The sequence below is a fragment of the Massilia mucilaginosa genome, assembly GCF_011682145.1.
Classification (GTDB): domain Bacteria; phylum Pseudomonadota; class Gammaproteobacteria; order Burkholderiales; family Burkholderiaceae_D; genus Telluria_A; species Telluria_A mucilaginosa.
Map to the genome: position 1 here is coordinate 1 of NZ_WHJH01000036.1, position 25,729 is coordinate 25,729.

The window sequence follows — 25,729 nt, forward strand, 5'->3', positions numbered from 1 at the left end:
ACATTTCTGCGTCATCCGTTCTTGCCTCGATACCCTGCGAAAACAGGGCCACAACATGCTCGCAGTGCTACAGCGCGCATTTGTCGGCGCGCCTATCCCATCAGTTGCATAGCGGCTGAATAGTTACGTTATACCAAGGTCCCAGACGAGCTTCGTAGTACGACACACCGCCGTCCACCGTCTTCAGGCTGAACCCGAAAACAAGCCCGGTGAAATAGCGCATGCTGCCATCCTTGCGCACCAGCTGGACGCACAGCATCTTTCCCTGCACGCTTTTGAGAGGGATATTCGGTTCGTCCGACAGCAGCTCGACAATGTAGTCGAATGGCCGGGACAATCCTTCCGATGCCTCGATCGCGTTGACCAGCAACTGCGCCGCCGGTCCGTCGTCGTGCGGAAACGAGAGCCGCAGCAGGCGGTCGTGCTGGCGATCGCTGATGAGGTCGCGCAGGGTGTTCGGCGCTTCGCTCATGCCGGCGTCCTCCCCTGCGTCAGCTCATGGAGCGGGCTACGACAGGGAGCAATGATGATGGCGGCTGACATGAGTATCCCGAAAATGTGAACGATTGGCGATTGCTGATGTCTGACTTTAGTCTTCGCATTTCATCGTTCAGATGATCGAGCGCAACGTTTCTATATGGAATTTAAATTGCGCCTGCCGTACTTGCCAGCGGGACTCAAACAGGAGGGGGTTCGTGCGATAAATACGACAAACAGAAGGCGCGCCAAGCTTGGCGATGACACGCTTGGGGATGAAGTAAAGCGAACAACAGTGAGGAATGGTGAACGGAAAATAGTGCGTGCCAGCGTTGAGTGATGCAAACGGTCTCACAGCACGCACCGGCGCTTGCTGCACCGGCGCGCACTGATGGTCAATGCCTTAGCGCTTGCCCGCGTTCTGCTCGTTCGCCGCGCCCACCACCGGCGGCTTGACGCCAGCGGCCGGGGCCGGTGTTTTGGCGCCGACCTTGGCTGCGCCATGCCCCGCGCCGTGGGCTGCACCGGCTGGCGACGTGTGATCATTCGCTTCGCCCGTCACCAGGGCTTTGCTGCCTTTGGCGCCGCCCTTGGCGCCGGCGAGGTCGCTGGCGCTGTGCAGGTGCTGTTCGACCGTGGGCAGCATTTTGGCGGCCAGGGCTTTGACATCCGGATCCTTGGCCTGGGCTTCGAATTTTTTCAGCGCCGCATGTACGGCCTTGTGGTCGCCCACGCCGGCCTGGGCCATGTAGGCCTTGTCGAAGGCATCGCCCTTCAGCTTGGCCAGCTTGGCCGCCATCGCCTTGTGCTTGCTGTCGAGTTCGGTTGGGAGCGTGACGCCTTTGGTTTGCGCCAGTTGCGTCACATCGTTCAGCGCCTTGGTGTGGTCGTCAATCATTTGCTGGCCGAAGCTGATCACTTGCGCATTCTGGCTGTTGGACAGCGCCAGCTTGCCTGCTTCGATTTCAGCCATGTTGGCACGTGCCATGTCGGCCACGATTTTCTGGTCCGCCTTGTTCAGCGCGCTCGCTGCGGGGGTGTTCATGGTCGCCGCACCCGTCTGGGCGTAGCTGCTTACCGGCATGGCGAACGCGGTGGCAACGGCGGCGCCCAGTACACATTTGATCAACGTCGTTTTCAGCATGGGATCTCCTCGAATAGATATAGTGTCATTGAAACAATAACGCTGTGAAGCCAGTCTAGCCGTGTAGGCGTTTTCCGAGCGCTCGGTAGCCAACACGCAAGCTTACTTTCTGGCTGGCGATGAATCGCAGCGAGCGCTATGTTCGCAAGGGGACAAACGCAGAGACGACGAAGAGATGAACAGCGAGAATGGGATGAGAGACGGTGCGCGCTGGCGGTGATGAAAGGTCTGCGCTGCCGCGCGCGGGTGACAAGCCGGCCGGCCCGCCGTGGCGGCAAGCCGGCCGTTTTTTGGCAGCCTCAGATCCCGACCACGCTCTGGATGCAGGAATACAGCGTTTCCCATTTGAAGGGTTTGAAAATGTAGGCATCGGCACCGGCCTTTAAGCCTTTCATGACCTGGTCGTCGGAGACTTCCGAGGTCACCATCACCACCGGCGCCTTGGCCCAGCCCTCGTTGCGGCGGATCGCGGCCAGCAGGTCGAAGCCATCCTTGCCCGGAAGACCGGGCAAGACGATGTCGAGCAGCACCAGATCGGGCGCCATCGCGGTTTGCACCACCGCCAGCGCATCGTTCATGTTGCCGGCCGCGTGCACGGTAAAGCCCTTCTCGCTCAGCAGCACCACCAGCAGTTCCGCCAGTTCCTCATCGTCTTCGACCACCAGGGCGGTCAGCGCATGTTTGCTTTCGCCTAATTGCGCCTTGTTCCCGTACGAATAGAAGCCGGTATTTTTCAACTCGGCCGCGCCGCGCCTGGGCCCAGTCTTCCACGCTTTCTTGCGGGCTCAGCTCGGTCACTTCGAGGGTCGGCAGGGTTTCCGAAAAGTCGAACCCGTCATCGTGCAAGGCCACCTGCTGCCGGGCCGCGGGCAGGGTTTGCTGAGAGCCGCCGAACACGCGCACCAGGCACTGCCTGGTGCGCGCGTCGAGTTCGCTGACGAGCTTGTCGAGCGGCATCCCGCCGAGCGCGAGAAAATCGCGCACGCTCGAGCGTCCGTTAATCATCGATAGCACGCGGGCCGGATCGCGGGACAGATTCTTGCACCCGTTTTTCAGCTCCGTCATGCCTTTGGAAGTCTTGCTGTAAATCGTCGATGTATCCATGATGTCCCGGTCCTGGTCCTGTTACCGCCTGATCTGTCTTTACGATGCCGGCGCAGGCGGCGTCATTTGCACAAGGGCTGCCAGAGCGGCGCCGATGTCATTCAGATTTTCAATGCTGCAATCGTTTTGGGCAAGCACCGTTTTGATTTTTTCTTCGATGCGGCGCGCCGCCAGACCCATGTGGGGCGCGCCGAAGGTGCCGGCCGCGCCGCCCAGCGAGTGTAACAAGCGGTACAGTTCCTGCCAGTGCGCGCTGTCGGTCGCATCGTTCCGGCATAGCGCATAGGCGGCATGCATCTGCTCGAAACGGGCCGGCAGGCGCGTGCGGAATCCCTGCGCCAGCAAGGCCAGCTTCGCTTGCAGGTCGCCTGGCGTGCTCATGCCATGGCCTCGTCCCACAATGCGCGCACCTGCACCGGCAACTGCATCGGATCGAACGGCTTGGCGATCACGCCGATGGCGCCCAGCGAGCGGTAATGCGCCACTTCGCTGGCCTACACCTTGGCGGTCATGAAAATCACCGGGGTGGTGCCGGTATTGGGCAGCTTGCGCAATTCGGCCAGGGTCGTCGGGCCATCCATCCCCGGCATCATGACGTCGAGCAGGAGCAGGTCCGGCTTGCATTCGGCGGCCGCCAGCAGCGCTTCGCGCCCGGAGCCGCAGGTGCGCAAGGTGAAGCCGCCGACCATTTCGAGCGCCATCCGTGCCACGGTCTGGATATCGGCATCGTCTTCGACGTACAGGACAAGGGAGAGGTCGGTCATGAAAGGGGCGTCCTGGAAGAAGGCGCTGATGGCGCCGGCGCCGCGAGCGGCAGTTCAAAGAAAAATTCGGTGCGCACGCCGCATTCGCTGACGAAACCGATGGGCCCGCGGTGCCGTTCGATGATCGCCTTCGAGATATTCAGACCGAGGCCGGTGCCGCCTTTCGGGCGGCTGTCCGAGCCATCGGCCTGGGCGAATTTCTGGAAAATGCGGTCGCGGAACTCAAGCGGAATACCCGGGCCATGATCGGTGACCGACAGGCGCGCATGGCCCGGCAGGCGCAGCAAGCGCACCCCGACCACGCCGCCGGCCGGCGCGAATTTGGCGGCATTCGAGAGCAGGTTGACGATCACCTGGATCAGCCGGTCGGAATCGGCGGCGATCATCAATTCGCCGTTTTCCGAGCGCAAATCGAAACTGACGCGGAAGGGCGAGGCAAAGGCGTGGGTGGCGGCGATGGCTTGCTCGACCAGCGGCAGCAAGGGTTGCAGCACCGGCTCGAAACGCATGTTCCCGGATTCGATTTTCTCGACATCGAGAATGTCGTTAATCAGGCGCACCAGGCGGTCGCAATTCTTGCTGGCGATATCGAGCAGCACCTTGGCGCGCACCGGGATCTCGCCGGCCGCGCCGCCCGCCAGCAGTCCGAGCGAGCCTTTGATGGAGGTCATCGGGGTTCTCAGTTCATGCGAGACGGTGGAAATGAATTCATTTTTCATGCTTTCCATTTTCTTGCGTTCGCTGATGTCCTGCGCAATGCCGACGAAGCCGGACAGCGCATGTTCGTCATCCCAGACGGCGGAAATCGACAGCAGCACCGGCAGGCGGCTGCCATCCTTGCGGATATACGTCCATTCCGCTTCATCGGGAATGCGCTCGCGCGCCTTGGCAATGAACATCTCGGGGCCGGGGCGGATCGGGCGCCCCAGTTCGAGGGAGAGCGCATGCACGCGCGCTTCCAGTTCGGCCGGGTCGTGCAGCACCAGCAGCGAGGCCTGGGTGCGCATCTCGGCTTCGGAATAGCCGAGCATGCGCTGGGCGCCGTCGTTGAACATGATGACCTGGCCATGCGCATTGACGTAAATGATGGCGTAGTTATTGCTGTTCAAGATCGCCTGCTGCAGGCTGAGCGTTTCCGCCAGGCGCCGGTTCAGGCGTTTCATTTCATCGGCATTGCGGCGGCGCGGTAATGGCGCGCGATCAGCATGCTCAATGGCTTGCCGATAATCTGGTGCGGCCGGTAAGCGAACAGGCGCTGCGCCTCGGGATTGAAGGTTTCGACCAGGCCGTGATCGTCGATGGTGATGATGGCGTCGCCCGCGTTTTCCACGATGGCCTGCAGGCGCGCTTCCTTTTCGCGGCTGATCCGGGTGGCCTGCGTGATGGTGTAGACATTCAGTTCGAGTTCGGCCCATTGCGCCAGGTCGCACAGGGTGGCCAGATCGTCGTCGGAAAAGCTGCGCGGCACGCGGTCGATCAGGCACAGGGTGCCGACCAGCGCGCCGGTATCGGCGCGCAGGGGAATGCCGGCATAAAAGCGGATATGCGGCGCACCGAGCACCAGCGGATTGTCGGCAAAGCGCGGGTCGGCGGCCGCGTCGGGAATAATGAAGGGAAATTCGCACAGGATCGCGTGGCCGCAGAACGAGATATTGCGCGGCGTTTGCGGCGCATCGAGACCGATCCGAGATTTGAACCACTGGCGCTCGCTGTCGACCAGGGTGACCAGGGCGATCGGGCAGTCGAATGCGCGCTGCGCGGTGCGCGTGATGCGGTCGAAGCGCTCCTCGGGGAGCGCATCGAGGATATTCAGGCCGCACAGCGCAGCCATGCGCGCGCTTTCATCGGCGCGGACTGGGGCATCAAGCAAGATAATGGTTTCCAGGTATGGCGCCGGCCCCCGGACAATCCAGCCAAGGGCGTTCAATACACGTCTGGCGCAGTCCCGCCGCTATCTTCCGCTTACGATTCCGATAGCTATCGGTAACAATGAAATATACCTGATTCTCTTGGTCCATGGTGTCGCTTACACCCGCCCGTACCGGCACCCGCCCGCCTTGCCCGGACCCTGTGTTGTGTTTCCGTCAGGAAGTTATATATTAGGGAATGCTGATGGGTTTACTATATTATCGCCACTGACCGCACCTGCCGGCCCTGACAAAAACGACGACTCGAAGGAATCACATGAACATCACCTCCAAAGCATTGCTGTTGGCTTCATGCCTGTTTGGTGCGGCATTGCTGCAAGGCTGCGGCGGCACCAGGATCAAGGCGTCTTCGACCAGTAATCCGCCGCCATCCGAAGCGTTTTCGGCATTCGCCCGGATCGAGGTGCGGCCGGTGCTGTTCGGACCCGATGTCAAGCCCGATCCGGATGGCCTGCACAAGATCGAAGCGAATATTCAAAAGGACTTGTCGGCGTCGCTGCTGGAGTGGAACGCGCGCAAGGCCAACGGCCGCACCCTGGTGATCCAGCCGGTCATCGAGCAGATGAGCTTCAAGCGCGGCGCCAAGCGCTTTTTCCTGGGGCCGCTGGCGGGCAGTTCCGGCGTGCTGCTGCGCCTGAACATTACCGACAACAAGGGCCGCACGGTCGCCAATCCCGAATTCTTCCAGCGCGCCAGCGCCATGGCGGCCGGCTTTGCCTTGGGCGTGCACGACAACCTGATGCTGACCCGCGTGGCCAACCTCGCCAGCGGCTATGTGATCAACAATTACAGCCGTGCCGAAGGCGGCGCCACCGGCGCCGACGACAAGGCCGTCGCGCAGTAGGCGGCAGCTTGTCAAGCCGGCACAAGCGGCCCCGCGAGGGCCGCTTTTCTTTGGCTGCAGGACAAACAGTTTGTTTGATCCAGTCGGCACAGCGGGGAACGGCGCGGGTGGACACTAGCTTCATGGCGGAGTAGCAAAATGGCAATGCACCAGTCTGCAACGCTGGGGAAGCCGGTTCGATTCCGGCATCCGCCTCCACCTTCCAGCACGATCCGGCGAAAAGGACTTTGTTGATGAACCGATCCAGGCCCCCCCACCCACTTCTGCCGGCCGCGCTGCTTGCCGGCCTGGCCCTGCCGCTGGCCGCGTCCGCCGCCCCGGCCGCGGCGCCCGTCCCCACCAGTTACAACTACTACGTCGCGAGCAACGGCTCCGATGCCAATCCCGGCACCGCGGCCCAGCCTTTCGAAACCATCGTGCGCGCCTCCAGGGTGGCCCTGCCCGGCACCACCGTGCACGTGGCGCCGGGCCTGTACTCGGGCGGCTTTCGCACCACCATGAGCGGCAGCGCGGGACGGCGCATTGCGTACGTCTCCACCGTTCGCGGCGGCGCCCGCCTGGTGCCGCCGCGCGGTTCGCTGACCAAGATGGCGTGGGAAAACCGCGGCAACTTCGTCGACATCGTCGGCTTCCAGATCGACGGACGCAACGCCCACGGCGGCGTGCGCTGGACCTACGGCATCTACAGCGCCGGTTCGGACTCGCAGATCCGCAACAACCACGTGCACCATGTCGGCCAGGACGTGCCCTGCACCAGCGCCGGCGCCGCCGGGATCAGCGTCGACAGCTACTACAAGGGCCACCTGGGCACGGTCAGCGGCAACCTGGTGCACGATATCGGCCCCACCGACTGCCGTTTTGTGCAGGGCATCAACATGAGCACCACCGGCAGCGTCACCAACAATGTGCTGTACGCCATCGGCGGCGCGGCCATCCAGATGTGGCACGACGCCACCAGCGTCGTCGTCAGCCACAACACCATCGCGCGCTCGATGACCGGGATCCTGGTCGGCGGCGGCGACCCCTACTACATCAAGGGGCCGAACGATTTCACCAACGTCCACAACAACATTGTCTACGACAACAAATACGGCATTTCGGAACAGGGATCGACCGGCCCCAACAACAGCTACCGCAACAACCTGGTGTATCTGAACGCCGCCGCCGACTGGCAGTTGAACAATGGCCTCAAGCATCTCGGCACGGTGGCGCAAGCGCCCCAGTTCATGCGCTACGGCAAAGGTGGACTGCCCGACTTCCGCCTGCGCGCCGGCTCGCCCGGGGTCGGCCACGGCACCAGCGAACATGCGGCCGCGGCCGACATCGCCGGCAAGCCGCGCGCCAGGAACGGCGCTATCGATATCGGGGCTTTCCAACGCTAGCGAGCGCGCCACAAATCCATGTACGGCGTGGCGCAAGCCGGGGATGAGTCCCCGGCTTTTTTGTTTTTGAAAGTGATGTGCTGATGTAGATTTGCTACACAAAATCACGAATTCATTCAAAAACCGCCGTGAATCGCCAAGCAAATGAAACATCTCATCGATTGCAGTTTACCTTCAATGTAGTTGTGCTACATTTTCAATTGAGAGATCAAGCGGGCAAAGCCCGCCGCCTGCTGACGGCGCCCACCCGGCGCCGCATCGCCGTCCTCGTTTCAAACGGCCGTATCCCATGCAAGGAGACAGATGGGTACGCATACCGTCGCTGTAGCTGTTGTGCATTCCACGACCAAAAACCATAAGGAAGCAACATGACATCACCTCGCATATCCCCGCTGGTCCGCTCCCTCATCGCCGCCGGCATCCTGTGCGGCGCAGCCGTCGGCCAGGCCGGCGCGGCCGTTTTCAACGCCCCGGACACCTCGGTTCAAATGTTCCGCTGGAAATGGAATGACATTGCCCGGGAGTGCAGCAACTGGCTCGGCCCGCAGGGCTATGGCGCGGTCCAGGTATCGCCCCCGCAGGCGTCGGCCAGCCTCGGCACGTGGTGGGATATCTACCAGCCCGTCAACTTCACTTCGCTGAACAGCAATATGGGCACCGAAGCCGAATTCCAATCCATGATCAACAGCTGCCACGCCGCCAAAGTGCGGGTGTATGCGGACGTGGTGGTGAACCACATGGCGGCCGGCGCCGGCAGCGCCACCAATGGCTCGGTGTGGAGCGCGACGTCGCTGACGTACCCCAACTTCAGCGGCCAGGATTTCCATCCCGCCTGCGACATCCAGGGCGGCGACTACGGCGCGCCGGGCAACCGCAACAGCGTCACCAGTTGCCGCCTGAGCGGCCTGCCCGACCTCAAGACGGAGAGCAGCTACGTGCAGGGCCAGGTGCGTACCTTCTTCAACAAACTGGTGGCGATGGGCGTCGATGGACTGCGCGTCGACGCCGCCAAGCACATGGCGCCGGGCGACATCGGCGCCATCCTGGCCGGCACCCAGCGCACCACCACCTCGGGCGAAGCACTGTGGCTGACGCAGGAGGTCATCCCCGACAGCAACGTGGTGCGCTCGGGCTACTTCGGCAATGGCACGCTGAACGAATTCCAGTACGCGTACGCCCTGAAGGCGGTGTTCCGCAACGAAAATGGCGCCAGCCTGGCGCAGATCCGCAACCTCATGGGCACGCCCGGCAACTGGGGTGGAAGCTGGGGATTTGTGCCGAGCGACAAGGCGACCGTGTTCGTCAACAACTGGGACACCGAACGCAACGGCAGTTCTCTGGTCGCCAGCAACGATGTAGCGGGGCAGCCCAACGATACCCAAGGCAGCAAGCGCTATGACCTGGCGAATATTTTCATGCTGGCATGGCCGTACGGACACGCGCAAGTGCATTCGGGCTTTCGCTTCAACAGCTACGACCAGGGACCGCCGGGAGCGAGCCCGTTCGATGCCAACGGCAATCCGCTGATCAACCAGTCGTGGGATTTCATCCACCGCTGGTCGGATATATCCAATATGGTCGGTTTCCGGGCGACCACGAGCGGGCAAGGCGTCGACCATTTTGTCAACGGCACGCCGAACCAGATTGCCTTCGCGCGCGGCAGCAAAGGGTTTGTCGCGATCAACAATGATGGCGCAGCGTGGAATGCGTCCCTGCAGACGCTACTGCCCGTCGGCACCTACTGCAACGTCGTGACAGGCAAGCTCAATGCCGCGCAGACAGCGTGCAGCGGCGACAGCGTGACGGTAGGCAGCAACGGTATCGTCACTGTGAGTATCGCGGGCAATGGCGGCGCCAGTGTGCCGGCCCTGGCCCTGCATGTGAACCAGAAAGTGGGCGGCGGCGGCACCACGCCGCCGGCCTGCGTCACGGTGGCGGTGACCTTCCGCGTGGCCAACGCCAATACCGTGCCCGGACAGAACCTGCATGTGACGGGCAACCGCAACGAACTCGGCAACTGGAGCGCGACCAACGGCAACCAGCTGGCGATTGTCGGCACGGGCGCGAATGCGGCATGGGCGCGCACGATCATGCTGCCGCCATCGAGCGCGATCGAGTACAAGTTCCTCAAGCACGGCACGCTGGCCGACGTGTGGGAACGCAAGCAAGCGAGCGCCAGCGGCAATCGCCAGGCGACTACCCCGGCGTGCGGTGCGGCGGCGCTGGTGCTCGATGCCGGGAGTTTTGCGTTTTAAAAGCCCGAGCTAAGGCAAGGAGGGCGCGAGGGCAATCCGTACGGCAACAGGGCGAGGGGAAACAGTAGTAGTCTGTAGAATCGGCCCACGCCTCTCCCCTCACATGCGCGCCGAAGCTCCCCATGACAACTATCCACTGGTTCATCCTGATCGGCTGCCTGATGCTGGCGCGGGGCCTGATGGCCACCAGCATCGCGCGCCTGCCGTTCACCTCGGCGATCGTCTACCTGGGCGTCGGGCTGGTTCTGGGGCCGATGGTGCTGGGCATCTTTTCCTTCAGTCCGGTCGAGCAGTCGCACCTGCTCGAAACCCTCACCGAAATCGCCGTGCTGGTGTCGCTGTTCTCGGCCGGGGTCAAGATGCCGGTGCCGATCTCGCGCCAGCGCTGGATGCCGGCCTTCCGCCTGGCCTGGGTCTCGATGAGCCTGACAGTCGGCCTGATCGCCGCCTTCTGCTACACCGTATTGAACTTGCCGCTGGGCGCCGGCGTGCTGCTCGGCGCCATCCTCGCCCCCACCGACCCGGTGCTGGCGACCGACGTCCAGGTGCGCCATCCGGACGACCGCGACAGGCTGCGCTTCACCCTCACCAGCGAAGCGGGCATGAATGACGGCTCGGCCTTTCCGTTCGTGATGCTGGGCCTGGGATTGCTCGGCGCCCATGAACTGGGCGACTTCGGCTGGCGCTGGGTGCTGGTCGACGTGCTCTGGGCCACCCTGGCCGCGATCGCCATCGGCACCCTGGGCGGGGCGGCGCTGGGCCGCATCGGATGGATGCTGCGCGGCAAAGACCCGAAGCACGAAGTGCTCGACGACCTGGTCGGCCTGGGCCTGATCGCGGTGGTCTACGGCCTGAGCGTGGTGCTGGTGGCCTGGGGCTTCCTGGCCGTGTTCTTCGCCGGCGTGGCCTTGCGCCAGACCGAACTGGTGTTGTCGGGCGCCCACAAGGACCGCCAGGGCTTGCTGGTGGCCGAAAAAGCCAGCGACGACCCGGGCGCCGAAGCGCCGCCGGTCGAGGTGCCGCTGACCGTCAGCGCCGAATCGCTGGTGTTCAAGGAGCACCTGGAGCGCCTGTCGGAACTGACCCTGGTGCTGCTGCTGGGCGGCATGGTGTCGATGCACGACTGGAACTGGCGCAGCGTCGGCACGGCCGTATTCCTGTTCGCCGTGGCAAGACCATTGAGCGTGATGATCGGCCTGGCCGGCTCGGACAGCTCAATGCGCATCCGCGGCATCACCGCCTGGTTCGGCGTGCGCGGCATCGGCTCGCTGTATTACCTGATGTACGCCCTCAACCATGGTCTGCCGGCCTCGCTCTCGCGCGAGCTGATCCAGATTACGGTGGTCGTCATCATGCTCTCGATCCTGGTGCACGGCACCAGCGTCAAGCCGCTGCTCGAGCGCTTCTGGAAGCGCAAGCGGGGGTAAGGCCAGCCCATGCGCCAGGCCAAACCGGGCCGGCGCGCCCGGCCTACAATCGAACTCCTCCGTAGTATTTTTTCACGAGGCGGCGACGGTCATGGCTACTTTACCCAGTGCATCTTTAGCGTGGCTGGCCGCCATGCTCACCCTTTCCTGCGGCGCCGCGATGGCGCAGCCGCGCTTCGCCGACGACCTGGCCCGCTTCGGCATCGCCGACAGCGCCTGGCTGAGCGAGCCGCCGCGCTACTACACCGGCGCGGCCACCCGCATCACCCGGCCGGCCGCAGTCGGACTCGGACGCGACCTGCGCCTGTCCACCGGCGCCTGGTGGGGCATGGCCAACGGCAACGACAGCAGCTACGCGGTGGGCGGCCTGGCCGTCATGCTCGGGGCCGACGCAGCCTCGGCCGCGCCGCTCGACATGGCCCGCCTGCTGGCGCGCGACGCCCTGGACACGCCCCGGGCGCCGTTCGCTTCCTCATCGCTCCCATCGTCCGCGTCCTGCATGGTGCCGTGGCTGCAATGCGCCGCGTTCGGCAGCCTGGAAGCGCGCATGCGCGAACAACATGCCTTCCTGAACGGCCGCCACGCCGGCGACGACGCCATGGCGGGCCGGCGCAATATCGTACGCGCCCTGAGCGCCGGCATGCGCTTCCATTTTCCTTACACGCGCACCGCGCAGCACGGCCCCTGGTTCCTGCAACTGCGCGTGTCGCGCCGTTCGTCGGAGTTCAAAAGCACGCTGCCCAGGCCGCGCCGCGCGGGCGTTTCGTTGACCATGGGCACCGAGTTCTGATCTATACTTGCTGGCATTACTCCACAGGGAAGCGATCATGCGCAGGTTCGCGATTGTACTGACGCCGTTGCTGCTGGCCGGCTGCATCAAGGGCTCGGCCACCTACTACATTACCGAGAGCAGCAACGAGCACGTGATCACCGTGCGCGCCGAGCAGGAATATTTCTGGAACAAGGAAATGACGCTCACGCTGGTGACCTCGCACATGCCGGAATGCCAGCGCGCGTTTCCGATGGAAAGCGTAGCGCTCGACGAGGTGTCGGTCGAACTGTTCTCGAACGGCGACGATGTGTATTCGGTGCGCTCGAGCGGCGAATTGATCCAGATCGACACGCTCACCTGCACCCAGCTGGCCGAGCCGAAGCCGGCCGCGCTGGGGCAGCCGGTCGGCACCTTTTTCATCGATGAAAAAACAGTGACGTTCGAAAAGGCAGCCGCAGCGGCACCCGCGGCGCCTGCAAGCGCTGCGGGTGGCTGAGCCAGCTAGCGGCGCCCCAGTACCTTGTGCAGGGCCGCGACGGTGGCCGGGCGGCCGACCTGCTCCAGCGCAAGCTCCAGCAACATCGGTTCGCCGGGCCGCACCGAGGTCCACTGGGTAAAGTATTCATGCACCGTGCGCCAGGGCGGGAAGCCCTGCGGCACGCCGCGCCAGGCGCTGCCGGTTTCCAGCAAGTACAGCACGGCGCAAAACACATCGTACAGATCGTGCTTGCGCGGACGCGTCTTGCGCCGCGCCGCTTCCAGCATGCCGCGTACTTCTTCAAACTCTTCGCGCGAAACGTCGCTCGCGAACTCGGGTCGTGCCATCGTCTTTCACCTCAAATAGCGTTTGAGGGTCTGATCTGGAACAGGTTCCCCAAATTTATCGCTTGACGTGCGCCGACAAGGATATTTTTAACGCTTCGACTTGCTCGCTGGCACCATTCCAGCCGATCAGCTTGTTCAACATGCGGTTGAGCTGGGTGCCGTTGCGGCGACAGTTGGCGTCAAGCATGCCGTCCAGCTCGGGCAGCAGCGCGGCGCAAGCTGCCCCGATGCGGGCCGCGTCGGCCGCTGTGGCATCGAGCAGCGCCAGCAGGAAGGTGGCGCCCCATTGCAGGCGCGTGGCGGGGCCGCTGCTTTGTTCCCAGGCACGCTGGTACCAGTCGAGCATGGCTGCGGTGTCGCCGCGTTTTTTGGCGATGCCCGCCAGGTTGTGCATGAAGTAGAACGGTGCATGCGAACTGGCCAGGGCCGCGTGCAGGACCGCGTCGGCGTCCTCCAGCAGGCCGGCGTCGACCAGCATGCCGGCGCCGGTGTTGAGCACCTGATGGCGCAGCGCGGGTTCCTGCGCGGCCGCCAGTGCGGTGCCGACGCGCGCGCGCAGCGACGCTTCCAGCCCGGCAACAGGGCTGCCGAGGCGCGCCATGCGCACCCGTACGCGCAAGGCGGACAGCCGATCGTCCGGACTCAGGGCGTCGGATGATTCCAGCTGCGTCAGCGCGTCCGCCCATGCCGCCGTCAATGCCAGGCGCGGCGCCGACTGCGGCGCCGTCAGCGCGCGCACCAGGTCGACCGCGTAGCCGGTCACCAGGTCGGCCTGCGCCAGCACCGTCTGCGGATCGGCCAGCGTGCGCAGCAGCATGGCGGTGGCCTCGTGCGGGTCCGGCGCGGCCTTGGCCGACAGCGCCGCGTGCAGCGCGTGCCAGGCCAGGCGCAGTGCCGACACGGGCTCGTCGCAGGCCGCGCGCAAGATGGCCAGCGTGGCGGCCAGGTCGCGGCCGGCCAGCAGCTGGCCTTCGTCGGTATCCCAGGAATAGCACGCCAGCAGGCGCCATTCGTCGGCCGACAGGGCGCGCTGGCCCGACAAGGCAGCCTGCAGCGATTGCGACGCGGTGAACGGTGCCGCCAGCGCCAGTTGCAGCAGGTGAAGAAAGCGCGGCCCCGTCAGTTCGCACGGCAGGCGCGTGATTTCGGCGCCGTCGGGGCGGTACAGCACCAGGGTCGGGTAGCTGCGCAGTTGCAGGCGATCGGCGCCGCGCTGCGCGCCCGGCGCATCGCCATCGATGTGCAGCGGCACGAAAGAAGGCGCCAGCGTGGCAAAGCCTGGCTGCGACAAGAGCGCCGCCTTGAGCCGGTTGCAGGGTGGACACCACACTGCGCCCCAGTACAGGAACACCGGCCTGGCCGTGGCGCGGGCCTGGGCAAAAGCGGCGTCGGCATCGTGATGCCAGCCGATGACGGTGGTTGTCTGCGCGTTAGCGTCGTTCGCCATATTCCGCTTCCGGGAGTGTTGAAAATGGCGAGAGTATATCGAAAACAGGGGCATGCCATCGGGCTTGCCCGGTGCTACACTCGACGCCTCTCCAGCCTCCGAGTTTCGTCATGCAAGCACGCATCAGGTTCGCCGTCATCGCGCTGGGCGCCACCGTGCTGGTGCTGGGCAGCGCCCTGGGCATCGTGGCGGCCCGCTTCGACCCGAACGCCTACAAGAGCGCCATCGTGGAGCGGGTGCACGAAAAGACCCGGCGCACGCTGACCATCGGCGGCGATATCACACTGGCGCTGTACCCGCGCCTGGGCGTGAACTTGGGCAAGGCCAGCCTGTCGGAACTGGGCGGCAAGGGCGAATTCGCCGCGCTCGACAGCGTGCGCCTGTCGTTCGCGCTGGTGCCGCTGCTGCTGCGCCAGGAAGTCGTGGTCGACCGCATCGAACTGCGCGGCATGCGCGCCACCATGGTGCGCCAGATCGATGGCAGCATGAACATCGACGATCTGACCGCCGCGCGCGTGAAACATCCCGGCCAGCAGGCGGACGCCGCCGGCAATGCAGGCGCCGGCCCGGCCAAGGTCCGCTTCGCGGTCGACAGCATCCGGGTCGACAACGCCCACCTGCGCTTCGACGACCGCAAGGCCGGGCGCATCGTTGACATTGCGCGTCTGAACATCGATTCCGGGCCGATCGCGCACGGGGTACCGAGCCGGGTCGCGCTGTCGGCCAATATTGGCGTCGACCAGCCGGCGCTCAACACCGTGCTCATTTTCGAGAGCGGCTTTTCGCTCGACCGCGACACGCGCCGGGTGGCGATGACGGAGCTCGACGCCAATCTCGACCTGTCGAGCCGGGCCGGTATCGAGTCGCGCGCCAAATTGAAAGGCAGTATCGAGATCGATTTCGGCAAGGAAGCGATTGTCGCCGCGCTCAAAGGCAAGATCGACGACAGCAGCGTGAGCGGCAAAGGCGCGCTGCGCGGCGGCCTGCTGCAACTCGACATCGATATCGACCGGGTGGACCTGGCACGCTACCGCGCGCGCACGGTGCCGGCGGCTGTGGAGGCGGCCTCGGCTACCGCGCCGGCTACCGCGTCGGCTACCGCGCCGGCTACCGCGTCGGACCAGCCCATCGACCTGTCGGCGCTGGCCCGGCTGCGCGCCAGCGGCACCTTGCAAGTGGGCGAGCTGAGCGTGGGCGGCGTGCGCGCCGCGAACGTGCACGCGGTGTTGCTGGCCGGCGCCGGCAAGACCACCATCAAGCCGCTCTCGGCCACGCTGTACGGCGGCAACGGCAATGGATCGCTGAGCATCGACTTCACGGACGATGCCAGCGCGCCGCGCATGGCGCTGGTGCAAGACTTGCGCGGCATCTCGCTCGGCCCCCTGTTGCTCGATGCCACCGGCAAGACACCGCTGACCGGGCGCGGCGATGTCCAGCTCGACCTGCACACGCGTGGCGCCGGCACCACCGCCCTGCGCCAAGCGCTGGGAGGCACGGCGGCGCTGCGCCTGCGCGACGGCGTCATCGCCGGCATCGACCTGGGCCGGCTGGTGCGCGAGGCCAGGGCCGCCGCCGGCGTGGGCAGCGACGCGGAATCGACCGGTTTCAGCGAACTGGGCGCGAGTTTCCGGATCGAGCGCGGCGTTGCCCACAACACGGATTTGTCGGCGAGCACGGCGCTGCTGCGCATCGGCGGCGAAGGCCGGCTCGACCTCGCGCACGACACCATCGACTACCGCTTGCGTTGCACCGTGGTGCCGAGCCTGACGGGGCAGGATGGTCCCGCCATTGGTACGCTGGACGGGCTGACGGTACCGGTCGCGCTCACCGGCCCGCTGACGCAAATGACGTGGCAGGTCGATGTGGCCGCGCTGGGCAGCGAAGCGGCGCACAAGATGGGTGCGCGCATCCCGGCTGGCGGCAAGGAAAAACTGAAAGACCGCGTCAAGGACGCGCTCGGCGGGCTGTTTCCGCATTGATCGTGGCGGGCGCACCACGGCGCCTCCTTTTGTTGAGCAAACCTGTGCCGCACAGGCCGGCTTTGGGCTAGCGTCGGACATGGCAAACCCCTTGCAAACTCATCGGGAGGATCTATGTTCGGCAGCACAGTCCTTGAAGTGGCGATTGGCCTGACCTTTTGCTACGCGACAGTGGCATTGATTGTCAGCACGGTGCAGGAAGCGCTGGCTTCGGCGCTCAAGATGCGCGCACGCGGGCTGCTCGAAGGCATCAAGAGCATGCTCAACGATCCGGATTTCACCGCGTTGGCGCGCACCCTGTACGCGCACGCGCTGGTCAATCCGCACGGCAATCCGGCCCAGCCTGGGCAGGAACACATCGGCGCCAAGCCCTCGTATATCAAGCCCGAGCATTTCGCGATTGCGCTGATCGACGCGGTGCAGTCGATTCCGGGCGACTACGACCAGCTCGGGCGCGACATCGACGCCCTTCCCGACCCGCAGATCAAGCGTGCGCTGCAGAGCATCTACCAGCGCGCCGGGGGCGACATGGCGCGTTTTCAAGCCTCGGTGGAAGGCTGGTTCGACAGTGCGATGGAACGTGTGTCGGGCGTCTACAAACGGCGCTCAATGCTGATCAGCGTGCTGCTGTCGCTGCTGCTGGCGGCGCTGTTCAATATCGACAGCATCCACCTGTTCCGTACCTTGTGGGCGCATCCCTCGCTGGCGGCGCAGATCGGCGCGGCGCCGGCCACGCTGAACCCGCAGGCGCTGCAGATGCTGTGGACCTTGCCGATTGGCTGGGAACAATTTCCGCCGGCCCTGGACCGGCACTTCGCCCTCAGTATCGCCGGCTGGGCGCTGACCGCCTCGACGGCGCTGTTCGGCGCCCCCTTCTGGTTCGACCTGATGAAGCGCACGGTGCAGATACGCGGTACCGGGCCCAAGCCATAGGGCCGGTGTCCAACGCTGGTGTCAGGTCTGACATTCGGACACGGAGTCATCTGTAAAAACCGGAGCAACAGGTTTGCAATGTTCAGCTCGTGTCCGAAAGTCAGACCTGACACCAGATTAATGTCAGACCTGACACCAGATTGACAGCCAGGATGGTGGCTCAGGTCGGGCGGTGGGCATCGACCAGGATGGTGGAGACGGAGAAGTGCGGCACGCGTTCGGGCCATTCGTCATGCGGCCCGAACCAGCGCGCTTCGATGATTTCGCTCGGGTCGACCCGGATTTCGCCGTCGAGATAATCGGCGGTGAAGGCAATCATCAGGGAGTGCGGAAATGGCCACGATTGGCTTGAGAAATATTGCAGGTTGTGGACCCGCAAGCCGACCTCTTCGAACACCTCGCGGTGCACCGCTTCTTCCACCGATTCGCCCGCTTCAAGGAAACCCGCCAGCGGCGTGAAGCGCTTGGCGGCGGACGCTGCGTGCAGCGCCAGCAAGACATGGTCGCCCTTGCGGATGAGCACCATCATCGCCGGCGAAATGCGCGGATACGCCATCATCCCGCAAGCGCTGCACACATAGCAGCGCTCGCCCGCTTTGAGCTGCATCGGCTGGGCGCAGGCGCCGCAGAAACGGTGCGTGCGCGCCCATTCGGCAATCTGGCTGGCACGGCCGGCCACACTGAGCAGGTCCTCGTCGAACGCGCCGAACAGGGAGCGCATGCTGCGCCAGGCGTAACCCGGCAAGGCCAGCTCGTCATTGTCGCGCCAGAAAGTCTGGCAATATCGCTCGCCCAACAGGCCAACCGGATGCGGCGTGCCTGCGATCTCCAGCCGGACCAGCTCTTGTGCGGAAGGAAGCGCCAGCTCGCCCTCGCGCAGCAGCAGGCGGCTGCCGTGGAACACAAACGTGACCGGATCAGGATGGGATTGCGCCGTAATCAGCGGCGTAAACGATGAGGGCATTTGAAGCATGCGGCCAACCTTGTGGATGTTGTGGATTGCAGGCAGCATACCGCATTTTTTAGAGCACAGATTACGCGGCCATGGTAATGCCACGCGCACCAGATGCGATCTGCATCAAGCCGCTGCGCGCCGCAGTGAACGCAAGCGATAGCGCTGTGTCATATCCATACCATCAGCGCTGCCGCGCAACGGCGGCACAGATGTTCACATGAATGACATCGACCCATGACCTCTTCCTGGCTGAATCAGCACGACAGCACCACCGTGGTCATTTTCCGCGCGCTCCAGCTTGGCGATATGCTGTGCGCGGTGCCGGCCCTGCGCGCCTTGCGCGCAGCCATGCCTCGGGCGCGTATCAGCCTGGTGGGTTTGCCCTGGGCGGACCAGTTCGCCCACCGGTTCAGGCGCTATATCGACGAGTTCATTGTCTTTCCCGGTCACGCAGCGTTTCCCGAACAAGCGGTCAGGCCTGAGCTGCTGCCTGATTTTTACGCGGGCATGCGCGCGCGCCGCTTCGACATGGCGCTGCAGATGCATGGCAACGGCCAGCACAGCAACGCCGTGGTGCGGGCGTTCGGCGCGCGCGCGATGGCGGGCTTCGGCCCCGGTCCCGGCGGCAAAAATGACTATCTGATTCCCTTTCCGGACACCGGCGCGGAACCGCTGCGGCTGCTGGCGCTGACCAGCGGGCTCGGTGCGCCGGCCTGTGGTCCGCAACTCGAATTTCCGATCACCGAGGCGGACGAGCGGGAGCTGGCAGCGAGCGGCGTGACGCGCGGATTGGCGCCGGGCAGCTACGTGTGCATTCATCCCGGCGCGCGCGCGGCCGACAAGTGCTGGCCGGCCGCACGGTTTGCGGCGGTGGCGGACCAGCTTGCGATCCGGCCGAGGCTCACAACGGTGCTGACCGGTTCGCCCGCCGAGGCGCCGCTGACGGCGGCCGTGGGGCGTCTGATGCGGCGGCCACCGGTCGATGCCGCCGGGCCGCTGTCGATCGGCGCCATGGCGGCCTTGATGAGCCGTGCGCGCCTGCTGATTTGCAACGACACGGGTGTGTCCCACATTGCCGCCGGGCTCGGACTGCGCAGCGTGGTTATCTTCAGCAAGGCCGATATCCGCCGCTGGGCGCCGCTCGACCAGCAATTGCACCGCTGCCTGTGGGACCCGTTCGGCGAGCAGGCGAAGAGCGTGATCGATCAGGCGAGGGCCTTGCTGATGTTGCGGTAAGCGAAGACAGACGGGAGCGCATCCGCATGGAGTGCGATGGGACGTCGATCAGCTTCGCCTGTTGTCGTCACGGGCGTCATTCCTGCCACCACCCAAGTCGCTCCTGCGGCAATACGCGTCCACATCCCTTACGCTGCAAGATCCATGCGTCCTCCTTCACGCAGCAACTCCAGCGCCAGCGCATTGACCTCTTCCTGCGGCACCTCGTCGACAAAGCTGGCGTCGTGCGCACAGCGCGTCTTGATGTTCGCTTCTCCGCAGACCGGACAATGCACACGCAGCGACACCACCGCCCGATGTCCCTCCTGCCTGAGCGGCCCCGATTCGATCAGGTTGGTCAGCCAGTAAATGCCGACGGCAGGCGTGCCGAGCGCCAGCGCAAGGTGCAGCGGGCCGGTATCGTTCGATACCACCAGCGCACTGCGCGCCAGAATCCCGCACAGCGCAGCGAGCGAGGCCTTGCCGCTCAGATCGATCACCGGATGACGCATCGCCGCAATGAGCTCGCGCACCAGCGCTCCCTCCTCGGCACTGCCGTTGACCGCCACCAGCGCCCCTTGCCCCGCCAGCAGATCGCCGAGCGCCGCGAAACGCCGCACCGGCCAGCGCCGCCGAGGGTCGGTCGCGCCCGGCTGCAACAAGACCAGCGGCCGCTCGCTCTCAGGCGGCAGCAAGCGCGCCGCCTGCGCCAGATCGTCGCGGGTCGCGTGCAGCTCGCGCCGCATCGGCCATGCCGACGCACCGGCCAGGGCCGCCACTTCCAGCAATTGCAAGCGCCGGTTGACCAGGCCCTCGTGGCGGACATTGCGCTCCAGCGGCTCGGCGTCGCGGGCGCACATGCCCACCGTCAGGCGGGCGCCGAGACGGCGCACAAAAGGGTTGGCGTGGCGTCCGCCTCCGAACAACTGCAGCGCCAGATCGATGTTGGCTGCGCGCAGCTGGTCGACAAAGGCCTCGACGGCGCGCGGATCGGCATCTCCCTGCATGCCCATGCCGGGAGTGGGCGGCATGACCGCCACCGCATCGACCGGCCCCGCGCGCCCGTCCAGAAACGCCGCATGCCACGCAAGACCGATGTACACCAGGCGTGCCGCCGGATAGCACTGCTTGAGCGCATGCAAGGCCGGCAGGCAAAACACAAAGTCGCCCAGCGCGTTCGGCCGCAGCACGGCAATGGTGCGCACGTCGGCCAGCGGCGCGCGTTCCGCGCCGATCACAGCAGCACCCTTGGTGCGTCGACCCGGCGCGACGTCACCGTGGTCGGCAATTCCATATGATAGGCGCCCGATGGAATGATGCCGCAGCCGCCCGAGCGCGCCATCACGCGCAGTTGTGCCAGCACATCTTCGCCGCAGTGTTCCGCCGGCAGCGCGTTCCAGAAATCGAAGCCGCCCGCCGCCCGCAATTTATCCGTATCGAACAGAACGCAACCGCCGATCCACGCGACCCGGTAGGCGCGCGTGGCATCGCGTCCGATGTCCAGCCGCCGCTGCACATGGAACAGATTGGCCGCGCTGTGCAGGTGATGCCGCTCCCACGCGCTGCCGCCAGGCGCCACGACTTCCGGCTCGACCTGTCCATCCCAGAAGTCGATGGCTTGCTGATGCGGGCGGAAGTCATCCGCATGGCTGAGCCCGTGCAGGGCGCTGCCGACGAAGCCGCAGCGCTGTTGCCGCATGGTGCGCGCCATGCGTTCGACCAGGTCGCTTTCGATGATGACGTCGTCGTCGAGAAACAGGCAGCAAGGCGCCCTTGCCTGCGCCAGCAAGAAGGCGCGCTGCTCGGCCATGCCGCGCCGCGGCAGGTGGCGCAGCAGGTCGACGCGCAGTCCTTGCGCCGCCAGGTAGCGCAGCACGGCGCGCACCTCGCCGCTGGCGGCGGCGCCCTCGCCATCGGACTGGTCGGACACCACGATGCGCAAATGGCGCTGCGTCTGCGCCCCCAGCGCCGTCAGGGTCACCGCCAGCGCCGCCGCGCGATTGCAGGTCGGTATCAGCACGTCGATGGTGGCGTCGTTCATGGCGCCGCCCCGCTGCGCTGCTGCGCGGGCGCCGCGCCGTACAGCCAGGGGTTGAGCGCGGGATCGTTGTACATCTTGAACTGGCGGTAGACCTTGAAGTAGGCATACCCGGTGGCGGCTTCGAACAGCAGGCGATCGAGACAGCACGCCAGGTCATGCCGCTGCGCCACCAGCCGATGCAGCCTGGCCGTGCATGTGGCCACATGCACGGCGCCCGCTTCGCTGCGCCGTGTCTGCGCGTGCATATGAAAAATCTTCAGCGCGAGGATGGACAGCCGGTCGATCATGGCGCCCGCCGTCTCGCTGCTCAGGCGCGCATCGGCGTGCAGCTCGATGCCGCCTAGCTGCGCAAGCAAGGCTTCGTCGATGAATTCGACCGCGTCGTTGCGCAACTGGTTGTGCTGGTCGATCAGGCGCTTGCTGGCGGCAATGGCGGCGCTGCCGGCATCGGTGCGGCGGGCGCGGTCTTCTTCATCCCACAGCAGGCAGTTGTGCCGGTGATTGGACTCGATCCAGCGCCACAAGGGGCTGTGGGCCGGCACCGGCAGGCCGGCGTCTCCCAGCCTGGCATCGTGCCACTGCAACAACGAGACGGCGTCGACGTCCTTGAGCATCGCAACTCTCCTTGGGGAAACCTCCGGATGCCAGCGCAACCGTATGTAGCTTGGAGCGGTGCGGCACGCGCAAAGTTCCCCGCGCAGCTTGAATCGTCGTCAATGTCTGCTTCAAATGCCTGCTGCACGCCGGCCGGCCCAGGTTCACCCCGATTTGTCAGCCTTGCTGGGCCGGCTGCGCGACCGCATGGCGCGACAGCGAGCGCTCCAGTTCGGCCATGCCGGCCGGAAGGTCGAGGCTGGCGCCGCCGGCCTGCATGCTGGAACCGAAGGCGTGCAGGGTGCGGAACAGGTTATGCGCGCGGCTCTGCTCGCCCATCTGGCCGATGCGCAGGATGTTCAGGCCGAAGGCGCCGGAAATTTCCACCTTGTGCACGCGCGACATGTGCGCCCGCACCACATCGGACGAGACGTGAGCCGGTGTGACGATGCCGATCACCGAATTGAGCCGGTGCTGCTTGGGCACCAGCAAGTCCAGCCCGAGCGCTTCGATGCCGGCCTGCAGCGCTTCCGAGCATTGCTGGTGGCGCGCAAAGCGGCGCGGCAAGGTTTCGGCGCACACCAGGCGCAGCGCTTCGTGCAGCGCCAGGATGCCGGACACGGGCGCGGTGTAGTGATACGACTTCTGGTTCCAGAACTGGTCGGCCAGCTGGGCGTCGAGGCACCAGTGAAACGGCTGGTGGCTGCGCGTGGCGATCTTTTTGGCCCAGGCATGTTCCGAGAACGCCAGCAGCGATACGCCCGGAATCGAGGACAGCCCTTTCTGCCCGCCGGTAATGACGGCGTCGACTTGCCAGGCATCCATGTCGAGCGCCATGGTGCTGAGCGTGCAGACGGCGTCGACGATCACCAGGCAGCCGTGCCCGTGCGCCATGCGGGCGATGCTGCCCAGGCTGTGATTGCAGACCGTGTTCGAGGTCTCGCCCTGCACCAGGGTAATGGCCGCATAGCCGCCCTTGGCCAGTGCGCGCTGCACCAGCTCGACGCTGGCGCTTTCGTTGTTGTCGATGTGCAGCAGGGTCGGCTCGCCGCGCACGCGGCTGACCATCTCGGCCATGCGCTTGCTGAAGTAGCCGTTGCAGATGCATAAAACCTTGTCGCCCGGATGGACCAGGTTGGCGATCGCCATTTCCATCGCCGCCGAGCCCGGCCCGCCGACGCCCATCACGTGCGAGGAACTGGTCTGGAACACGTAGCGCCCCATCTCCTTCACCTGCGCGATGACCTGGTTCATGGTGTCGCCGAGGTGGTTGATGACGATCGAATTGGCGGCGGCCACGGCGGGCGGAATCGGTACCGGGCCCGCGCCCATCATCAGCAAGGGTTCATCCGGCAGGATGTGTTCGAGCGGGACTATGTCGGGAACGCGGATTGCCTCAACCATGCGGTAACTCCTCAAAGTGTGTGTAACGGATCATTCATCATAGCCTGCAATCGATTAACAAGTTTCCGGCGGGGATTTTTGGCGCTGGAAGCGGGCGCCGCACTGTCCGTTTTATGCAAACCGGATCATTTTTCCTTCTCCCATATGATTCAGATCAATAGTTTGCCGAATATGCGTAAAGACAACCATTAAATGTGTCTTTTGGCATAGCGCTCCCGTTTTTTCATGACGCTCCGGATTATTTAATCGGAATCAGCACAATAAACAGGCACAGGATTATGACGCGCGAATGACAAATATGGTCTTTTTGCCATAACAATTAATGTTCAATTAATTAATCGCGCATCCTTCCGAGCTCTGCAACTACGGGCCTGCGCCGCTTCCCGCCGATGTGCGAATTTTCAACATCTCAATTGGCGCAACAACAACAGCCAGAAATAGAAGCAAAAACCAAAATCGTTTAAATTCAATCACTTATCGCACTTTCTTATGCGACACAAATTGTCATCGCTAATACCTTCGCAATATTGATTGACACTCCGATGGCAAATCGTTTTTAATCGCCCCGACGAAATAACAATATTTCGTAAAAATGCCGGATCCGGCATTAACAACGCATTCCCGGCATGCGCAAACCGCATGCCGCTTTCATTGATCCGTCCTGCGAGTGATGAATACGATGTCGATAATTCGATCTGTTGATGAGTCCCGATCCGGGCAATTGTCTTTGCCACATTGTGACGCGGCGCCGCCGGCCGGGCGGCGCGCGGGGATGCGCCGATGAGCGCCGCCCTGCCCACTTTTGCCGACCTGGCCGCGCGCGTGGCCAGCGGCGTGATGAGCCGGCCGCGCATCGCCATCATCGGCGCCGGCAGCAGCGGCATGGCGGCCGCCGCCGAGATGCTGCAGCGCGGCCTTGACCCGGTGCTGTTCGAAGCGCGTTCCGAACCGGGCGGGCTGTGGGGCAAGGCCCCGCTGTCGACGCTGTATCCGGACCTGGGCCGCAGCGCCGCAGCACAACTGGCGCTGTCGCACCCGAGCGCCGGCAGCTGGGCCGCGTACACCGAGCAATGCCTCGACACCATCAAGCGCCAGGGCCTGGCCTCGCGCATCTTCACCTCGACCAAGGTGCTGTGCGTGACGCCCTCGCTGCATGACGCCGGGGCCGACCTGCTGATCGCCAGCGCCGACCAGGCCGCCGCGCCCCTGCTGCGCCACTTCGAACACGTGGTGTATGCGGGCGGGCTGTACCACACGCCGCAGTTGCCCGTGATTGCCGGCGCGGCCCACTTTGCCGGGCGCATCCTCCATTCGTCCGACGTGCGCGACCTGAGCCGCTTCGCCGGCCAGCGCGTGCTCATCGTCGGCCTGGGCAATGCCGCGATGGCGTGCGCGGCAAAACTGTTTCCGGTGGCGCAGCAACTGGTGCTGTCGGGCCGCAGTCCCACCTGGCTGGTGCCGCGCCTGATCCACGGCAGCCCGATCGACGCCGCCATGCGCGCGCTGAAGGAAACCTTCCGCCACAGCTACCAGGCGCGGCTGTGGGATGCCTGCCGCGAACACGGCGCCATCGGCCATGCGGTCGACCCGTCCAGCCACGAAATCGACGTCGGGCGCCAGCGCATCACCGTCAGCGACAGCATGCTGGGACCGATGCGCAGCGGCATGGTTCCCTTGCGCCCCGCGCTCGCGCACGTCGACCAGCGCAGCGCCTGTTTCGCCGACGGCAGCAGTTGCGAGGCCGACGTGATCGTCTGCTGCACCGGCTACCAGAGCCAGGCCATCCTGGCCGAAGGCAGCGAGCAGCCGCAGCAGCTGGTCGGCAACGTGCTGCACGCGCGCTATCCCGGCCTGTGGTTCACCGGCGCGCCGGCGCTGTGGGGCAGCCCGGCCCCGATCGCCAAAAAACAGGGCCGCCTGATCGCCCATGCCATCGCCATGGGCTGGCGCCGCGACGAGCTGGCCCAGGCCGTGCGGCCCTACGTCAACTACGACAAGGCGGCCACGCGCCTGCCGTTCGGCTTCGAGGCGGCCGACTTCAGCGGCTACGCGCACATGGTCGACCAGGCCAGCGCCGACCCCAGCGGCGAGTACGCGCCGCTGGCGGGCGATCCGGTCGACTACGCCGGATAGTGCCACGGGGAGCGCCGCGCATCGGCACGGATGCGCGGCGCGCGCAAGTCATGCCCGATGCGTACGGCATTGTGAAATCAAGGGTTTTTTTGCGGCGAGTGAAGTT

The 25,729-nt window shown here is 64.9% G+C and carries 24 protein-coding genes, 1 tRNA gene and 1 pseudogene; 11 read left to right on the forward strand and 15 right to left on the reverse strand.

Features of this window, described 5'->3' with window-relative positions:
- Nucleotides 1-100: 100 nt before the first annotated feature.
- The 8 genes from F2P45_RS23105 to F2P45_RS23140 form a co-directional block, all read right to left on the reverse strand.
- Nucleotides 101-472: a contractile injection system protein, VgrG/Pvc8 family gene (locus F2P45_RS23105; protein WP_166880320.1), complete on the reverse strand. Its 372-nt coding sequence runs from the start codon at nt 470-472 to the stop codon at nt 101-103.
- A gap of 408 nt (nt 473-880) precedes the next feature.
- Nucleotides 881-1,621 carry a DUF4142 domain-containing protein gene (locus tag F2P45_RS23110; RefSeq protein ID WP_166880322.1) on the reverse strand — a complete coding sequence of 247 codons (741 nt, stop codon included), beginning with the start codon at nt 1,619-1,621 and terminating at the stop codon, nt 881-883.
- A gap of 299 nt (nt 1,622-1,920) precedes the next feature.
- On the reverse strand, nt 1,921-2,283 hold the full coding sequence (locus F2P45_RS23115; RefSeq protein ID WP_166880323.1) for a response regulator: 363 nt from the start codon (nt 2,281-2,283) through the stop codon (nt 1,921-1,923).
- The gene (locus F2P45_RS23120; protein ID WP_166880324.1) at nt 2,267-2,725 is read right to left on the reverse strand and encodes a hypothetical protein; all 459 of its coding nucleotides are present in this window, start codon (nt 2,723-2,725) and stop codon (nt 2,267-2,269) included. Before F2P45_RS23120 ends, F2P45_RS23115 begins: the two co-directional genes overlap by 17 nt.
- Before the next feature lie 39 nt (nt 2,726-2,764).
- Nucleotides 2,765-3,106, reverse strand: a complete 342-nt coding sequence (locus tag F2P45_RS23125; protein WP_166880325.1) for an Hpt domain-containing protein — start codon at nt 3,104-3,106, stop codon at nt 2,765-2,767.
- A gap of 113 nt (nt 3,107-3,219) precedes the next feature.
- A complete protein-coding gene (locus F2P45_RS23130; RefSeq protein ID WP_229505250.1) occupies nt 3,220-3,489 on the reverse strand; it encodes a response regulator in 270 nt (89 codons plus the stop codon).
- Nucleotides 3,486-4,652 (reverse strand): sensor histidine kinase, encoded by a 1,167-nt coding sequence (locus F2P45_RS23135; RefSeq protein ID WP_166880326.1) that lies wholly within the window; start codon nt 4,650-4,652, stop codon nt 3,486-3,488. Before F2P45_RS23135 ends, F2P45_RS23130 begins: the two co-directional genes overlap by 4 nt.
- Entirely contained in the window at nt 4,649-5,359 is a 711-nt protein-coding gene (locus F2P45_RS23140; RefSeq protein WP_166880327.1) for a GAF domain-containing protein, read from the reverse strand. The genes F2P45_RS23135 and F2P45_RS23140 overlap by 4 nt, the downstream gene beginning before the upstream one ends.
- A gap of 314 nt (nt 5,360-5,673) precedes the next feature.
- On the opposite strand from F2P45_RS23140, the gene F2P45_RS23145 reads away from it, so the two are divergent.
- From F2P45_RS23145 to F2P45_RS23175, 7 genes are all read left to right on the forward strand, one after another.
- Nucleotides 5,674-6,261: a hypothetical protein gene (locus F2P45_RS23145; RefSeq protein ID WP_166880328.1), complete on the forward strand. Its 588-nt coding sequence runs from the start codon at nt 5,674-5,676 to the stop codon at nt 6,259-6,261.
- 124 nt (nt 6,262-6,385) lie between these two features.
- Nucleotides 6,386-6,459: transfer RNA gene (locus F2P45_RS23150), tRNA-Cys, on the forward strand.
- A 35-nt stretch (nt 6,460-6,494) separates the two neighbouring features.
- Nucleotides 6,495-7,643: a DUF1565 domain-containing protein gene (locus F2P45_RS23155; RefSeq protein WP_166880329.1), complete on the forward strand. Its 1,149-nt coding sequence runs from the start codon at nt 6,495-6,497 to the stop codon at nt 7,641-7,643.
- 368 nt (nt 7,644-8,011) lie between these two features.
- Complete coding sequence (locus tag F2P45_RS23160; RefSeq protein WP_166880330.1) at nt 8,012-9,898, forward strand: carbohydrate-binding module family 20 domain-containing protein; 1,887 nt, start codon at nt 8,012-8,014, stop codon at nt 9,896-9,898.
- 122 nt (nt 9,899-10,020) lie between these two features.
- On the forward strand, nt 10,021-11,325 hold the full coding sequence (locus F2P45_RS23165; protein WP_166880331.1) for a cation:proton antiporter: 1,305 nt from the start codon (nt 10,021-10,023) through the stop codon (nt 11,323-11,325).
- A 133-nt stretch (nt 11,326-11,458) separates the two neighbouring features.
- Nucleotides 11,459-12,115: a hypothetical protein gene (locus tag F2P45_RS23170; protein WP_223164813.1), complete on the forward strand. Its 657-nt coding sequence runs from the start codon at nt 11,459-11,461 to the stop codon at nt 12,113-12,115.
- Nucleotides 12,116-12,152: 37 nt separating this feature from the next.
- Nucleotides 12,153-12,593: a hypothetical protein gene (locus tag F2P45_RS23175; RefSeq protein ID WP_166880333.1), complete on the forward strand. Its 441-nt coding sequence runs from the start codon at nt 12,153-12,155 to the stop codon at nt 12,591-12,593.
- Between the two features lie 53 nt (nt 12,594-12,646).
- On the opposite strand, the pseudogene F2P45_RS23180 reads toward F2P45_RS23175, so the two are convergent.
- Together F2P45_RS23180 and F2P45_RS23185 are read right to left on the reverse strand one after the other, a co-directional pair.
- Nucleotides 12,647-12,922: pseudogene (locus F2P45_RS23180) on the reverse strand (transposase); the annotation flags it as partial.
- Between the two features lie 55 nt (nt 12,923-12,977).
- Nucleotides 12,978-14,369, reverse strand: a complete 1,392-nt coding sequence (locus tag F2P45_RS23185; RefSeq protein WP_166880337.1) for a thioredoxin family protein — start codon at nt 14,367-14,369, stop codon at nt 12,978-12,980.
- Between the two features lie 110 nt (nt 14,370-14,479).
- On the opposite strand from F2P45_RS23185, the gene F2P45_RS23190 reads away from it, so the two are divergent.
- Complete coding sequence (locus F2P45_RS23190; RefSeq protein WP_166880340.1) at nt 14,480-16,348, forward strand: AsmA family protein; 1,869 nt, start codon at nt 14,480-14,482, stop codon at nt 16,346-16,348.
- 114 nt (nt 16,349-16,462) lie between these two features.
- Nucleotides 16,463-17,281, forward strand: coding sequence for a hypothetical protein (locus tag F2P45_RS23195; protein WP_166880341.1), 819 nt, complete (start codon nt 16,463-16,465; stop codon nt 17,279-17,281).
- A gap of 160 nt (nt 17,282-17,441) precedes the next feature.
- Here F2P45_RS23195 and nudC read toward each other — a convergent pair whose 3' ends face one another.
- Nucleotides 17,442-18,254, reverse strand: coding sequence for an NAD(+) diphosphatase (nudC, locus tag F2P45_RS23200; protein WP_166880343.1), 813 nt, complete (start codon nt 18,252-18,254; stop codon nt 17,442-17,444).
- 216 nt (nt 18,255-18,470) lie between these two features.
- On the opposite strand from nudC, the gene F2P45_RS23205 reads away from it, so the two are divergent.
- Nucleotides 18,471-19,472 carry a glycosyltransferase family 9 protein gene (locus tag F2P45_RS23205; RefSeq protein ID WP_166880345.1) on the forward strand — a complete coding sequence of 334 codons (1,002 nt, stop codon included), beginning with the start codon at nt 18,471-18,473 and terminating at the stop codon, nt 19,470-19,472.
- A 128-nt stretch (nt 19,473-19,600) separates the two neighbouring features.
- On the opposite strand, the gene F2P45_RS23210 is transcribed toward F2P45_RS23205, so the two are convergent.
- The 4 genes from F2P45_RS23210 to F2P45_RS23225 all read right to left on the reverse strand — a co-directional run bounded on the left by F2P45_RS23210 (nt 19,601) and on the right by F2P45_RS23225 (nt 23,490).
- The gene (locus tag F2P45_RS23210; RefSeq protein WP_370663301.1) at nt 19,601-20,689 is read right to left on the reverse strand and encodes a glycosyltransferase family 9 protein; all 1,089 of its coding nucleotides are present in this window, start codon (nt 20,687-20,689) and stop codon (nt 19,601-19,603) included.
- Nucleotides 20,686-21,492 (reverse strand): glycosyltransferase family 2 protein, encoded by an 807-nt coding sequence (locus tag F2P45_RS36370; protein ID WP_166880346.1) that lies wholly within the window; start codon nt 21,490-21,492, stop codon nt 20,686-20,688. Before F2P45_RS36370 ends, F2P45_RS23210 begins: the two co-directional genes overlap by 4 nt.
- Nucleotides 21,489-22,106 (reverse strand): DUF4254 domain-containing protein, encoded by a 618-nt coding sequence (locus tag F2P45_RS36375; protein ID WP_166880348.1) that lies wholly within the window; start codon nt 22,104-22,106, stop codon nt 21,489-21,491. The genes F2P45_RS36370 and F2P45_RS36375 overlap by 4 nt, the downstream gene beginning before the upstream one ends.
- Nucleotides 22,107-22,263: 157 nt before the next feature.
- Entirely contained in the window at nt 22,264-23,490 is a 1,227-nt protein-coding gene (locus F2P45_RS23225; protein ID WP_166880349.1) for a pyridoxal-phosphate-dependent aminotransferase family protein, read from the reverse strand.
- 780 nt (nt 23,491-24,270) lie between these two features.
- Between F2P45_RS23225 and F2P45_RS23230 the strand changes: the two genes are divergently transcribed.
- A complete protein-coding gene (locus tag F2P45_RS23230; protein ID WP_166880351.1) occupies nt 24,271-25,623 on the forward strand; it encodes an FAD-dependent oxidoreductase in 1,353 nt (450 codons plus the stop codon).
- Nucleotides 25,624-25,729: the final 106 nt, after the last annotated feature.